This window comes from Streptacidiphilus pinicola (assembly GCF_003258295.1).
GTDB classification, from domain to species: Bacteria; Actinomycetota; Actinomycetes; order Streptomycetales; family Streptomycetaceae; genus Streptacidiphilus; species Streptacidiphilus pinicola.
In genome coordinates, this window is record NZ_QKYN01000118.1 from 22,967 (window position 1) to 37,115 (window position 14,149).

9 protein-coding genes are annotated in these 14,149 nt (G+C 72.0%); 5 read left to right on the top strand and 4 right to left on the bottom strand.

Translation table 11 applies throughout. The features are described from left to right. Positions 1-3: 3 nt before the first annotated feature. The 4 genes from DN069_RS28470 to DN069_RS28485 form a co-directional block, all read right to left on the bottom strand. Entirely contained in the window at positions 4-1,716 is a 1,713-nt protein-coding gene (locus DN069_RS28470) for a non-ribosomal peptide synthetase (RefSeq protein ID WP_207892295.1), read from the bottom strand. A gap of 423 nt (positions 1,717-2,139) precedes the next feature. Further along, positions 2,140-3,240: an ROK family glucokinase gene (locus DN069_RS28475; RefSeq protein ID WP_243639838.1), complete on the bottom strand. Its 1,101-nt coding sequence runs from the start codon at positions 3,238-3,240 to the stop codon at positions 2,140-2,142. A 76-nt stretch (positions 3,241-3,316) separates the two neighbouring features. Next, positions 3,317-4,882, bottom strand: a complete 1,566-nt coding sequence (locus DN069_RS28480; RefSeq protein WP_111505742.1) for a PucR family transcriptional regulator — start codon at positions 4,880-4,882, stop codon at positions 3,317-3,319. A gap of 143 nt (positions 4,883-5,025) precedes the next feature. Further along, on the bottom strand, positions 5,026-7,053 hold the full coding sequence (locus tag DN069_RS28485) for a M3 family metallopeptidase (RefSeq protein WP_111505744.1): 2,028 nt from the start codon (positions 7,051-7,053) through the stop codon (positions 5,026-5,028). A gap of 256 nt (positions 7,054-7,309) precedes the next feature. Between DN069_RS28485 and DN069_RS28490 the strand changes: the two genes are divergently transcribed. The 5 genes from DN069_RS28490 to DN069_RS28515 all read left to right on the top strand — a co-directional run bounded on the left by DN069_RS28490 (position 7,310) and on the right by DN069_RS28515 (position 14,100). Continuing rightward, entirely contained in the window at positions 7,310-8,215 is a 906-nt protein-coding gene (locus DN069_RS28490) for an FAD binding domain-containing protein (RefSeq protein WP_111505746.1), read from the top strand. Then, positions 8,212-8,700, top strand: coding sequence for a (2Fe-2S)-binding protein (locus DN069_RS28495; RefSeq protein WP_111505748.1), 489 nt, complete (start codon positions 8,212-8,214; stop codon positions 8,698-8,700). Before DN069_RS28490 ends, DN069_RS28495 begins: the two co-directional genes overlap by 4 nt. Continuing rightward, positions 8,697-11,054: a xanthine dehydrogenase subunit D gene (gene pucD / locus DN069_RS28500; RefSeq protein WP_111505750.1), complete on the top strand. Its 2,358-nt coding sequence runs from the start codon at positions 8,697-8,699 to the stop codon at positions 11,052-11,054. Before DN069_RS28495 ends, pucD begins: the two co-directional genes overlap by 4 nt. 287 nt (positions 11,055-11,341) lie before the next feature. Continuing rightward, on the top strand, positions 11,342-12,814 hold the full coding sequence (locus DN069_RS28510) for an NCS2 family permease (RefSeq protein WP_111505754.1): 1,473 nt from the start codon (positions 11,342-11,344) through the stop codon (positions 12,812-12,814). 128 nt (positions 12,815-12,942) lie between these two features. After that, the gene (locus tag DN069_RS28515; RefSeq protein WP_111505756.1) at positions 12,943-14,100 is read left to right on the top strand and encodes an XdhC family protein; all 1,158 of its coding nucleotides are present in this window, start codon (positions 12,943-12,945) and stop codon (positions 14,098-14,100) included. The last annotated feature ends 49 nt before the right edge of the window (positions 14,101-14,149 follow it).

Below are 14,149 nucleotides of genomic sequence, written 5' to 3' on the forward strand. Positions count from 1 at the left end.
CACTCACTCCTTGCCCGACGCACACGCGGCGAGCGCCTCGATGGTCGGGTTCTCGACCACGTCACGGGGGGAAATCTCCAGCCCGGCCTCCTGGGCCTGCTGGATGAAGGCGATCGCGAGGATGCTCGTGCCGCCGAGTTCGAAGAAGTTGCTCTCGGCGCTGATCCGCTCGGCCGGGAAGAGCTCCCTGAAGATCTCGCAGAGCGCCTTCTCCGCGGGGGTGCTCGGCTCCCGGCCATTCGGCTGCTCGGCCACGGAAGGGGCGGGGAGGCCCTTCCGGTCGACCTTGCCGTTGGGGGTGAGCGGAAGGGCGTCCAGGGTCGCGTAGACCGACGGGACCATGAAGTCGGGCAGGTAGCGCATCGTGTGCTCGCGCAGTTCACCGGGCGACGGCCGGCCGCCGTCCGCGGGCACCACGTAGGCCACCAGCTGCGGCGTCTCGCCGTGGTCGGCGCGCACCGCGGCGACCGCGTGGGCCACGCCCGGATGGCGGCCGAGTGCCGCCTCCACCTCGCCCAGCTCGATCCGGAAGCCGCGCAGCTTGACCTGGTCGTCGCCGCGACCGTGGAACAGGATGCTGCCGTCGGCCCGCCACGAGGCCAGGTCGCCGGTCCGGAACATCCGGCCGCCCGCGCCCGCGAACGGGTCGGCGACGAAACGCTCCGCGGTGAGAGCGGGCTGCCCCAGGTAGCCGCGGGCCAGCCCGTCCCCGCCGATGTACAGGTCACCGACCTCGCCGACGGGCACCGGACGGAGCTCGCCGTCCAGGATGTGCACCGAGACGCCGGGGATCGGACGGCCGATGGACACGTCCTCGCCCGGCTGGAGCGGGTCGGTCATCGTGGCGCACACCGTCGCCTCGGTGGGGCCGTAGGCGTTGATCAGCCGCAACCCCGCACCCCAACGGTCCACCAGCGCCGGCGGACAGGCCTCGCCCGCGACGACCAACGTGCGCAGCTCGGGGAAGTCCTCCGGCGCGACCGTGGCCACCGCCGCGGGAGGGAGCACCGCATGGGTGATCCGGTGCTCCCGCAGCGTGGTCCGGAGGTTGTCGCCGGCCAGGGTTCCCGCGGACGGCACCACCAGGGTGGCCCCGGCGGTGAAGGCGGCCAGCAGCTCCGTCAGGAAGGCGTCGAAGCTTGGGGAGGCGAACTGCAGCACCCGGCTGTCCGCGTCGACCCGCATGGCATCGACCTTGGCCGCGGCCAGTCCCGCCAGTCCGGCGTGGGTGACCGCCACGCCCTTGGGCCGTCCGGTCGAGCCGGAGGTGTAGATGACGTAGGCGAGGTCGGACGCGGACCGGGGGCCGGTGAGCTCCTCGTCCGACAGGCTCGTACCGGGCAACGCACCGAGGACGGCGATCTGCTTGGCGGAGTCCAGGGCCACGTGCGGGACCGTCAGGTCCGCCGGCAGCTTCGCGGCGGCGACCCGCGTCGTGCACAACAGCACAGGCGCCGCGTCCTTCAGGAGGTAGGAGAGGCGCTCGGCCGGGTAGTCGACGTCGACCGGCAGGAAGGCGGCACCGGTCTTGGCGACGGCCAGCAGGCTGACCACCATGCGGCTGGACCGGGGCAGCGCCAGCGCGACCAGACGCTCCGGGCCGGCACCCTGAGCGACCAGCATGCGCGCGAGCCGGTTCGCCTGCTCGTCCACCTCCGCATACGAGAGGGACTCCCCCTCGGCCTGGATGGCGATGTTCCCGGAGGATCTCCGCACCGCCCGGTCCCACAATTCACATATCATTTCCGGCACTGGAAGAAATTCCCCTCGCGTTCAAGTGCACAGCCGCGGGACAGAAAAGGAAATTCACCACAACCTGATGCGGGCATGCCAATAAATCCGACGCGTGGATGGTCGGATATCCCCGAAGAGGGCATCAGATAGGAGTCAGAACCGGCCATTCATCGGAACAGGACTGTTCACCGGCCATGGAACGGACTGCATGTAGGCTCATCCCCCGATTCGCCCGATTGGCGGGAGCCGCGTTCCGCGAACTCCCCGTACATCCTTTTTCTCTCATGATCCACTGTTGCATGTCAAGATGAATATACGCACGAGCAGACTAGTCGCTTTTTCAACATTCAGCTCGGGCCATAAATGCGGCCCGAGCGGTCCGAATGCGTAGCCGTTTGTACACTGTCAGTGCTCGAGCGGGGTCCACCACTGGGTGCGGCGCCGGCCCACGCCGGTGCGGGAGAGCCGCTCGGCCCGCTCGACCCGGGCCCGCTTGACCGTCCGGAAGCGGCGCGCCCGGCCGCGCGCGAGGTCGGCGGCGCCGATGAGGCCCGCCGTGTTGCCGAGGCGGGCCTCGAGGATCTCCGCCTCCGGCCGGAAACCGCGGCCGGTGAGGTTGCGCCGGTAGGCCTCCCGGGCGGGGCCCAGCAGCAGCTCGCCCGCCGCCGAGACGCCGCCGCCGATGACGAAGCGGCCCGGGTCCAGGGCGGCCGCGAGGTTGGCCAGACCGAGGCCGAGCCACTGGCCGATCTCCTGCAGCAGCTCCATCGCGCAGGCGTCGCCGTCCTGCGCGGCCTCGGTGACCAGCGGGCCGGTGATCGCGGAGACGTCGCCGTCGACGCGGTCCAGCAGCGGCTGCGCGATCGGCGACTCCGCCGCCGCCAGCTCGCGCGCCTCGCGCACCAGCGCGTTGCCCGAGGAGTACTGCTCCCAGCAGCCGCGGTTGCCGCAGGGGCAGCGGTGGCCGCCCGGAACCACCGTCATATGGCCGAACTCGCCCGCCATCCCGTAACGGCCGCGCTCCAGGCGCCCGCCGCGCACGATCGCGCCGCCGATGCCGGTGCCGAGGTTCACCATGACCAGGTGCTCCTCCCCCGCGCCCGCCCCGAAGCGCCACTCCGCCCAGGCGGCGGCGTTGGCGTCGTTCTCGACGATCACCGGCAGCTTGAGCCGGTCGCTGAGGGCCCCCTGCAGCGGCTCGTTGCGCCAGCTCAGGTGGGGGGCGAAGAGCACCCGCGCCCGCTGGGCGTCGACGAAGCCGGCCGCGCCGATGCCGACCGCGTGCACGTCGTGACGGTCGGCCAGAGCGAGCACCAACTCGGTGATGACGTCCTCGACGACCTTGGGGCTCTTGCTCTTGTGCGGTGTCTCGGTGCGCAGTTGCTCCAGGATCCGGCCCTCGCCGTCGACGACCCCGGCGGCGATCTTCGTACCGCCGATGTCGATGCCGACCGTCGGCAGGCGAAGGGCCGTCCTGCGGACGTACTCGGCGTAATCGCTGCTCAACTCGCGTCCGATCCGTGTGCGCGCTGGTGGATGCGATCCATCCTGCCGCGTCACGGCCACCCGGCGCGATTCGGGATCAGCTCAGTTCGAGGGCGAGGAAGAAGTCCACCCGGTCCTCCAGGCGGGAGAGGTCACGGCCGGTCAGCTCCTCGATCCGCCCGATGCGGTAGCGCAGCGTGTTGACGTGGACGTGGAGCGCGGCCGCGCAGCGGGTCCAGGAGCCGTCGTAGCGCAGGAACGCCTCCAGCGTGCGGACCAGGTCCGCCTGGTGCTCGAGGTCGTAGGCGACCACGCGGTCCAGCAGCCGGGAGCGGAAGGCGCGGCGCACCTCGTCCGGGACGGCGGCCAGCAGCAGCACGTGCGAGGCGAGCTCCTCGGGGCCCGCGACGCAGAGGCGGCCGAGCCGGGCCGCGGCGATGCGGCGGGCGTGCCGGGCCTCCTCCAGCGCGCCGCGCAGGCCGCCGACGCCGTCGGCGGGCGCACTGACGCCGACGGTCAGCCGGCCCTCGGGCCCGAGCCCGGCCTCCAGCGGCGCGAGCAGCTCCGCCAGCACCTCCGACGCCGTCCGCCCGCCGTCCGGCTGCGGCAGCAGCACCACGGCCGCGTCGGCGTCGTCACCGACCAGCGCCCGGTCGTCCAGACCGGTCAGCGCCTCGGCGACGGCCTCGCGGGCCTCCCCCTCGGCGAGCCCCTGCCCGGCCACGGAGACCACGACCCAGGTCTGCGGCAGCGGCAGCTCCGGCCCGTCGCTCATCGCGTGCGCGGCCTCGAGCGCGCGCAGCAGCTCGTCGGGCGCGGCGTCGCGCTGGAGCAGGGTGATCATCTCGTCGGCGAGCCGGGTGCGCAGCGTACGGCTGTCGTCGCGGCGGACCCGCTCGGCGGAGACCAGGCGGGCGAGGTTCTCGGCGAGCTGGCGGCGCTTGGCGGTCCAGTCGGTGATGTCGCCCTCGACGGCCAGCAGCCACTGCGCCAGATGGGTGCCGCCGGGCACCGGCAGCAGCGAGAACTGACGGTCCCCCACCCGGGTGCGGCTGGCCGGCGTACTGCGGCGGCGCTGCGACTCCAGGTGCGCCCGGACCAGCGCCTCGCGCTCGGTCGCGTCGAGTCCCTCGACCGGACCCGCGACCAGGCGCGCGGTCGGCGTCAGCACCCAGCTCTCCAGGTCAACGTCGCCGCCGAGCAGCTGCAGCACGGCGTCGAGGCCGGCGCCACTGGCCGCGGAGACGAGCATCCGGTGGCGCTCGACGAGCGCGGACAGGTCGGCCGCGCGGTCGGCGGAGACCTGCCGGTTGACGTACTCGGCGACGGCCCCGAAGGCGACGTCCTCGGGAACGCCGAAGAGCGGCAGGCGGTGCCGCTCGCACGCGTCGATCAGGTCCTGCGGCACGGGCCCGACCTCCGCCTCACCGGCGGCGAGGCCGGCCGCGCCGCCGGAGGCCAGATGGCGGACGAAGCGCTCGGAGTCCTCCGCCTCGTAACGCCACAGCATGCCGGTGAGCACGAGCTCACCGCCGTGGAGGTACCGGCTCGGGTCCCGCAGGTCCGTGGTCATCACACCGGTCACCACGCGGTCGAGCTCGTCGCTCCCCGCGAGCAACCGCATGGGCGGTGCGGCGGCAGCAAGCAGGGCACCGATCCGCACGTCGGAACCTCCGGAAACTCGGCAAAAGGGATGGGCTTCCGGGGAACGGTACCCGAACCCTCAGGGGCGCGAGGAATCGAATCGGCCCGCCGTTGCACCATCAGGGGCGCGGCCCGCCGCACCCCTGATGGTGCCCCACTTGCCTAGCCCTCCAGGCCGCGGCGCTCGAGCAAGGGCTGGATCTCCGGGGCGCGGCCGCGGAACGTGGCGAACGCCGTCATCGGGTCGGCCGTGCCGCCGGGGGACAGCAGGACGCGGCGGAAGGTCTCGCCGTTGTCGCGGATCGTACGGCCCGGCTCCTTGAACCACTCGACGGTGTCCGCGTCCAGGACCTCGGACCAGATGTAGCCGTAGTAGCCCGCCGCGTACCAGCCGCCGGCGAAGACGTGGGCGAAGTAGCCCGTGCGGTAGCGCGGCGGGATCGACGGGTGGGCCAGGCCGTAGCGCTGGAGCGCGGCCGCCTCGAAGGACTCGGCGTCGCCCGCGCCCTCGCCGTCGGGCGTGGTGTGCCAGGCCCAGTCCAGCAGGGTCGCGGCCAGGTACTCGACGGTGCGGAAGCCCTCGCCGAAGTTCTGGGCCTCACGGACCCGCTCGACCAGCGCGGGGGACATCGGCTCGCCGGTCTCGTGGTGGCGGGCGTAGTTCTCGAAGACCTCGGGCCACTCCTGCCACATCTCGTTGACCTGGGAGGGGTACTCGACGAAGTCGCGCGGCACCTCCATGTACTGCGAGGGGTACTTCACGTCCGAGAAGAGCCCGTGCAGCGCGTGGCCGAACTCGTGGAAGAGCGTGCGGACCTCGTCCCAGCTGAGCAGCGCCGGCTCGCCCGCCGGCGGCTTGGCGATGTTGAGGTTGTTGACGACCACCGGGAGCTGGCCAAGCAGGTGCGACTGCTCGACGACGGAATCCATCCAGGCGCCGCCGCGCTTGGACTCCCGGGCGAAGAAGTCGCCGATGAACAGGCCGATCGGGCGGCCGTCCGCCTCCCGCACCTCGAAGACGCGGCTGTCGGGGTGGTAGCTCACGAGCTCGGGGCGCTCGTGGAAGGTGACGCCGTAGACCAGGCCGGCGGCGTGGAAGACGCCGCGCCGCAGCACGGACTCCAGCTCCAGGTAGGGGCGCATCTGCGCGCCGTCGACCTCGTAGCGCTCCTTGCGCACCTGCTCCGAGAGGAACTGCCAGTCGGCCGCGGCGACGGCGGGGACGCCGGCGGTCTCGGCCAGCGCCGCGCCCTCACGGTCGGCGTTGGCGACGGCGGGGCCGACCAGGCGGCCGAGCATCGACTCGACGGCCTCGGTGGTGCCGGCGGTCTGGTCGGCGACCTCGTAGGCGGCGTGCGAGGGGAAGCCGAGCAGCCGGGCGCGCTCGGCGCGCAGCTCCGCCATCGTGACGGCCAGCGGGCCGTTGTCCTCCAGGCCGCGGGCGAGCGAGGCGTCGAGGAGGCGGAGGCGCAGCTTCGGGTCGCTGAGCGAGGCGAGCTCGGTCTGGTTGCTGAAGCTCTTCAGGCTGAGCACGTACTTGCCGTCGTGGCCCAGCGCCTGGGCGTTCTCCGCGGCGGCGGCGATCGCGCCGTCCGGCAGGCCGGCCAGCTCCTCGGCGGAGTCCAGGACGAGGGCGGCGGCACGGGTGGCGGCGAAGAGGTTCTGCTCGAAGGTGGTGCCGAGGGTGGCCAGCTCGGCGTTGAGCTCGCGCAGCCGGGCCTGGCCGGCCTCGTCGAGGCGGGCGCCGCCGCGGACGAAGCGGGTGTGCCAGCGCTCCAGCAGGCGCTGGTCGGCCTCGTCGAGGTCGAGCTCCCCGCGCCGGGCGTGGACGGCGTCGATGCGGGCGAAGAGGGCCGGGTCGAGCTGGATCGCGTCGGTGTGCGCGGCCAGCCGCGGGCTGATCTCGGCGTCGAGCTCCCGCAGCGCGGGCGTGGAGTCGGAGGAGACCTTGTTGAAGAACACCAGGCTCACCCGGCGCAGCAGCTGTCCGGTGCGCTCCAGGGCGACGAGGGTGTTCTCGAAGGTCGCGGCGGCGGGGTCCCCGGTGATCGCGGCGATCTCGGTGAGCTGTTCCGCCATGCCGGCCTCGAAGGCGGGCAGGTAGTGGGCCTCCTCGATCTCCGCGAACGGCGGGAGCTCGAAGGGAAGCGTGCTGGGCTGCAGGAACGGGTTCGGCGTGGGCTGAGTCACAGGTCAGACACTACGCCGCGGGGTGTCACAACCGCCCGGCCTTTTCACAAAGCCGGAACCACCGCGCATCTCCACCCTTCTGCCGCATCCCGTTCGCCCATCGTTGGAGAAAAGTACAGCCATCCGGGTGAGCTCGGCGGCGCGGCTTATGCCATCAGTGACTGACGGCACAGCACGTGGGACTTGTGTACTGCTCACACCTGCACGTTCACCTTCCCCAGCCCACCGCCCCGTACCCGTCGAAGGAGTGATCCGCATGGAGTTCCTGCGGCCCGCCACCTGGGACGAGGCACTCGCGGCCAAGGCCGAGCACCCGTCCGCGCTGCCGATCGCCGGCGGTACGGACGTGATGGTCGAGCTCAACTTCGACCGTCGCCGCCCGTCCGCGCTGCTGGACCTGAACCGTGTCGGTGAATTGACCAAGTGGGAGTCCGGCCGGTTCGAAGGGCAGGAGGGCGAGGTGATCCGTCTCGGCGCCGCCGTGCCCTACGCGCGGATCACCCGTGAGCTGAGCGCGCAGCTGCCCGGTCTGGCCCTGGCGGCCGACACCGTCGGCTCCCCGCAGATCCGCAACCGCGGCAGCGTCGGCGGCAACCTCGGCGCCGCCTCGCCCGCCGGCGACGCGCACCCCGCGCTGCTCGCCGCCGGACGCGACGTCCTGGTCGAGGCCCAGTCCGTGCGCGGCACCCGCCTGATCCCGATCGACGCGTTCTACGTCGGGGTGAAGCGCCACAGCCTGGAGGCGGACGAGCTGATCCGCGCCGTCCGGATCCCCGTCGCCGACGGCCCGCAGCAGTTCTCGAAGATCGGCACCCGCAACGCGATGGTCATCGCGGTGTGCGCCTTCGCCGTCGCGCTGCATCCGAAGAACGGCACGGTCGGCACGGGCATCGGCTCGGCCGCCCCCACGCCCCGCCGCGCCGCGGAGGCCGAGGAGTTCATCGCCGGCGAGCTGGCCGAGCGCGGCCTGTGGCAGTCCGGCGCCCTGATCGGCCCGGCCGCGACCCGGCGCTTCGGAGAGCTGGTCGCCGCCGCCGCGTCGCCGATCGACGACGTCCGCGGGACCGCCGCCTACCGCCGCCACGCGCTGGCGGTCATGGCCCGGCGGACCCTGACCTGGACGTGGGACGCGTACACGCACTCCCTGAGGAGCGCGGCATGAGAGTGACCTTCACCGCGAACGGCCGCCGGGTCGAGGCGGACGACGTCTGGGAGGGCGAGAGCCTTCTGTTCGTGCTGCGCGAGCGCCTGGGCCTGCCGGGCTCCAAGAACGCCTGCGAGCAGGGCGAGTGCGGCAGCTGCACCGTCTACCTCGACGGTGAGCCGGTCTGCTCCTGTCTGGTCGCCGCCGGCCAGGTGCAGGGCCGCGAGGTCCGCACCGTCGAGGGCCTGGCGGACCCGGAGACCGGCCTGGACGTGGTCCAGCAGGCCTTCGTCGACGCCGGCGCCGTCCAGTGCGGCTTCTGCACCCCCGGGCTGGTGGTGCAGTCCCACGACCTGCTGCGGCGCAATCCGCGGCCCAGCGACAACGACATCCGCGAAGCGCTCTCCGGCAACCTGTGTCGCTGTACCGGCTACGAGATGATCATGGACGCCGTCCGCCTCGCCGCCGCCCGCGCGGGTGCGAGCGGGGAGGTGTCCCGATGAGCCCGATCCGCACGGAGAAGAACCTCCAGAGCATCACCACCGCCCATCCGGACGGCGTCGGCGGCTCGCCGCTGCGCCCGGACGGCATCCTGAAGGTCAGAGGCGAGTTCGCCTACTCCTCGGACCTGTGGCACGAGGACATGCTCTGGGGCATGGCGCTGCGCTCGCCGCACGCCCACGCGAGAATCCTCTCGATCGACACCACCGGGGCGCTCACCCTCCCCGGCGTCCACGCCGTGATGACCCACGAGGACGTCCCCGGTGCCAAGTTCTACGGCCTGGAGATCCACGACCAGCCGGCCCTCGCCTTCGGCAAGGTCCGCTTCCAGGGCGAGCCCGTCGCCATCGTGGCCGCGGACCACCCGGAGACCGCCCGCCGCGCGCTCGACCGGATCAAGGTCGAGTACGAGGTCCTGCCCACCCTCACGACCGAGGAGCAGTGCCTCCACCCGGAGACCTACGGGTACGTGCACGAGCCGCACGAGTACAAGGCGGACGCCTCCGGCAACGTCGTCCACGAGCAGAAGGTGGTCTCCGGCCTCGGCGTCACCGACGAGGTGCGGGCGACGGCCGATGTGGTCGTCACCGGCGACTACGAGGTCGGCATGCAGGACCAGGCCTTCCTCGGCCCGGAGTCCGGCCTGGCCGTGCCCGCCGAGGACGGCGGGATCGACCTCTTCGTCGCCACCCAGTGGCTGCACGTGGACCGCGAGCAGATCGCGCCGGTGCTGGGCCTGCCGGAGTACAAGGTGCGGCTCACCCTCGCGGGTGTCGGCGGCGCGTTCGGCGGCCGCGAGGACCTGTCCATGCAGATCCACGCCTGCCTGCTGGCGCAGCGCACCGGAAGACCCGTCAAGATCGTGTACTCCCGCGAGGAGTCCTTCTTCGGGCACGTGCACCGCCACCCGGCCAGGCTGAGCTACGAGCACGGCGCGACCCGCGACGGCAGGCTCGTCTACTGCGAAGCCCGCATCGTGCTGGACGGCGGCGCCTACGCCTCGTCCTCCCCCGCGGTCGTCGGCAACGCCGCCTCGCTCGGCATCGGCCCCTACGAGGTGCCGAACGTGAACATGCTGGCGCTGGCGCTCTACTCCAACAACCCGTCCTGCGGCGCGATGCGCGGCTTCGGCGCGGTCCAGGCGTGCTTCGCCTACGAGACGCAGATGGACAAGCTGGCCGCCGCGCTCGACATGGACCCGGTGGAGCTGCGCCGGCTCAACGCGGTCTCCCAGGGCTCGGTCATGCCGACCGGCCAGGAGATCGACGCCCCGGCCCCCGTCGCCGAACTGCTGCGCCGGGTCAAGGCCCGGCCGCTGCCGCCGGCGCTGGACCTGACGGACCTCGATCTGCGCGACCTGCCCGGTGCGCTGTCCAACACCTCGCACGGTGAGGGCATCGTGCGCGGCGTGGGCTACGCGGTCGGCATCAAGAACGTCGGCTTCTCCGAGGGCTTCGACGACTACTCCACCGCCCGGGTGCGCCTGGAGGTCATCGGCGGCGAGCCGGTCGCCATGGTCCACACGGCCATGGCCGAGGTCGGCCAGGGCGGCGTGACCGTCCAGGGCCAGATCGTGCGCACCGAGCTCGGCGTCGAGCGGGTCACCATCCACCCCGCCGACACCGAGGTGGGCTCGGCCGGTTCGACCTCCGCCTCGCGGCAGACCTACATGACCGGCGGCGCCGTCAAGCTGGCCGCCGAGGCGGTCCGCAACGAGCTGCTGGCCCTCGGCCGCAGGCGCTACGGCTGGACCTGGAACGACCTGTCGCTGGTCGGCGGCAAGGTGGTCTCCGCCTCCGCCGGCCCCCTGGTCCCGATCGCGGACCTGCTGGGCGACAGCGCCATCGACGTGACCCGCGAACACCACCACCGTCCGACCGTCGCCTTCGACAAGGAGACCGGGCAGGGCTCCGGCCACGTCCAGTACTGCTTCTGCGCGCACCGCGCCGTGGTGGACGTGGACGTGGAGCTGGGCCTGGTCAAGGTGGTCGAGCTGGCCGCCGTCCAGGACGTGGGCCGGGCGATCAACCCGCTCTCCGTCGTCGGACAGATCCAGGGCGGCGCCACCCAGGGCCTCGGCCTCGCGGTGATGGAGGAGATCGTGGTCAAGGACGGCAAGGTCCTGAACCCGTCCTTCACCGACTACCTGATCCCGACCATCCTGGACACCCCGCCGCAACCAGTGGAAGTGCTGGAACTCGCCGACGAGCACGCCCCCTACGGGCTGCGCGGAGTCGGCGAGGCCCCCACCCTCTCGTCCACTCCCGCCGTCGTCGCGGCGATCCGCCAGGCCACGGGGCTCGCGCTGAACCGGGTTCCGGTCCGGCCCGAGCACCTCACCGGCACCGGCGGGTGACGGGACGTCAGACCACCCCGGGGCGAGGTCACCATGTCAGGTCTTCCCGCACCTCGTCCCGGGGTTCTCCACCGCACCACCCAGCACCACCAGCACGGCCGGCACCACCAGTCCGGAAAAGAAAGCGATGTACCCCGCAACAGCCGACACGACGCCTTCGCCGAGGCCCGTGAACCCCGGCAGCACCACCCTCAAAGCGCGCCGCACCGTCCCCTGTTTCCCCACCTAGCGGGTCACCCAGGCCGGCCGCTCCACCCCAATCCCCTACGAAACTTGGGAGTGGAACCGTGACCCAGACATCCACGGAACCCAGCGTCAACTCGTCCGACCCCGACAGAACACCGACCGCAAAGAACGTGATCGACAGCTTCTTCAAGATCTCCTCCCGAGGGTCCACCCTCGGGACCGAGGTCCGCGGCGGCCTGACCACGTTCATGGCGATGGCCTACATCCTGCTGCTGAACCCGATCATCCTGTCCGTCCCGGACGTGAACGGGAACCACCTCAGCCCCGGGATGGTGACCACCGCCACCGCGCTCGCCGCGGCCGTCACCACCATTCTGCTCGGCATCGTCGGAAACGCGCCGCTCGCAGCGGCGGCCGGACTGAGCGTCTCCAACACCCTCGCCGCGGTGATGGTGCCTCATGTCACCTGGCCACAGGCCATGGGCCTCTGTGTCATCTACGGCGCCGCGATCGTGCTGCTGGTCGTCACCGGCCTGCGCGAGAAGATCATGAACGGCATACCGATGGCGCTCAAGCACGCCATCACCATCGGCATCGGCCTGTTCATCGCGCTGATCGGCCTGGTCAACGCGGGCTTCGTCACCCGCCTCCCGGACGCGGCCCACAGCGACACCCCGCTGCAGCTCGGCATCAACAACAGCCTGCAGGGCTGGCCGGTGCTGATCTTCTCGATCACGCTGCTGACCATCTTCATCCTGCAGACCCGCAAGGTCCCGGGCGCGATCCTGATCGGCATCGTCTTCGGCACCGTGCTGTCGCTGATCCTGCAGGCCGCACTGAACCTGCCGGACTCGGTGTGGGGTCTGTCCGTGCCCAAGTGGCCCGGCAACCCGGTCGCCTCGCCGAACTTCGGCCTGTTCGGGCACATCGACCTGTTCGGTGCCTTCGGCAGCCACGGCATGGGCGCGCTCAGCGCCGGCTTCGCGGTCTTCGCCCTGGTGCTGGCCGGCTTCTTCGACGCGATGGCGACCATCATCGGCATCGGCACCGAGGCCGGACTGGCCGACGAGCAGGGCCGGATGCCGGGCCTGTCCAAGGCGTTGTTCGTCGACGGCACCGGCGGCATCATCGGCGGTGTGGCGGGCGCGTCCGGCCAGACCGTGTTCATCGAGTCCGCCACGGGCGTCGGCGAGGGCGCGCGCACCGGTTTCTCCAGCGTCGTCACCGGTCTGGTCTTCGCCGCCATGCTCTTCTTCACGCCGCTGGCGGGCATGGTGCCCGGTCAGGTCGCGGCGGCCGCGCTGGTCGTCATCGGCTCGATGATGCTGGCCCAGGCCCGTCACATCGAGTGGGCCGACCGCGAGGTGGCGATCCCCGCCTTCCTCACGATCGCGCTGATGCCGTTCACCTACTCGATCACCGCCGGTGTCGGCGCGGGCGTCATCGCCTACTGCGCCATCAAGGCCGGCCGTGGCCGCTGGCGCGAGCCGGGCGTGCTGATGTGGGGTCTGACCGTCGTCTTCCTGGTCTACTTCGCGCTGCACCCGATCAAGCTCTGGCTCGGGGTCCACTGATCTAGTAGTAATCGACACCGAAGCAGCCACACTCCGGTAGCAACTCCCCGGACCGCCGGGCCGCCGCACCCCCTCGGGTGCGGCGGCCCGGCCTTGCGCGTCCACGACCCCCGCAAGGAGCGCCGCCCATGCAGGACATCGCCCCGCAGCTCGCCGACTGGCACGCCGCCGGGCGCCCCTTCGCCGTGGCCACCGTCGTCGCCGTGTCCGGGAGCGCCCCGCGCGACCCGGGCGCCGCACTGGCGGTGGACGCGGACGGCGAGGCGGTGGGCTCGGTCTCCGGCGGCTGCGTCGAGGGGGCGGTGTACGAGCTGTGCCAGGAGGTGCTGGCAAGCGGCGAACCGGTGCTGCAGCGCTTCGGCTACAGCGACGAGGACGCCTTCGCGGTCGGTCTGACCTGCGGCGGGATCCTGGACGTCTTCGTCCAACCGGTCCGGCCCGGAGCGAGCGACGGCCTGGACGCGGGCATCGCCTACGTCCGCTCCGGCACCCCGGTCGCGCTGGTGCGCTGCGTCAGCGGCCCGCCGGAGCTGCTCGGCGCGACCGTCGCCGTCACCGGCGACACCCACCACGGCTCTTTCGCCGCACCGCTGTTGGAGGCCGGCTGTGTGCCCCGGGCGCGCGCGATGCTGGACGCGGGCACGACCGGCACCTTGGCTTTCGCGCTCGACGGGCGTCCCTGCGACCCCCGTGCCGGGGAGGCGGTGGTCCTCTTCGTCGAGTCCTTCACACCCGCCCCGCGGATGATCGTCGTCGGGGCGATCGACTTCGCCGCCGCGGTGGCCCGGATCGGCAGGTTCCTCGGCTACCACGTCACCGTCTGCGACGCCCGCCCGGTCTTCGCCACCGAGCGGCGCTTCCCGGAGGCGGACCACGTCGTCGTCGACTGGCCGCACCGCTACCTCGACGCGGAGGCCGAGGCCGGGCGCCTCGACGCGCGGACAGCGCTGTGCGTGCTGACCCACGAGGCCAAGTTCGACATCCCGGTGCTGGAGCGGGCGCTGCGGCTGCCGCTCGGCTACGTCGGCGCCATGGGATCACGGCGCACCCGCCTCGAACTGCTGGACCGGCTGCGCGAGGCGGGACTGACCGAGGCCGAGCTGGACCGGCTGCACTCCCCCATCGGCCTGGACCTGGGCGCGCGCACCCCGGAGGAGACGGCCGTGGCCGTGGCCGCCGAGCTCGTCGCCCACCGGCGCGGCGGCGGCTGCCTGCCGCTGAGCACCCACGACGGCCCGATCCATCACGATATTCGTTCAACAGTTGAAGCCAAGGCTTTGGCCTAGGCCCGGATTTCCTGCGGTTTTGACTTAAGAAACCAAACGCATAGGGTCG